Annotated in this window: 1 pseudogene; it reads left to right on the top strand. The window is 72.6% G+C overall.

Going from position 1 to position 248, the window contains the following annotated elements:
• Positions 1-248: pseudogene (locus tag ACQG3P_RS21280) on the top strand (phosphoglycerate mutase); the annotation flags it as partial.

The following is a 248-nucleotide window of genomic DNA, read 5'->3' on the forward strand; positions in this document are numbered from 1 at the left end:
CCGGCAAGCGGGCGGTCAATTCGCTGTGGTTCTGGGGGGGCGGTGAGCTGCCCGGGGCGGTGCGTACCGCCCACGCGCAGGTCCGCAGCCGCGAGGCGCTGCTGCAGGCCTTGGCCAAGGCGGCCGGCGTGCAGGCCGAGGGCGACCAGCAGGTGGATGCGCTGGTGGACCTGCGCCAGCTGCGTTCGCTGGAACTGCTGGGCAACGATGCGATCCGGCCGCTGTTGTCGGCATTGCAGCGCGGCGAA

The sequence above is a fragment of the Stenotrophomonas sp. SrG genome (genome assembly GCF_050031795.1).
In the GTDB taxonomy this organism is placed as follows: Bacteria; Pseudomonadota; Gammaproteobacteria; order Xanthomonadales; family Xanthomonadaceae; genus Stenotrophomonas; species Stenotrophomonas rhizophila_A.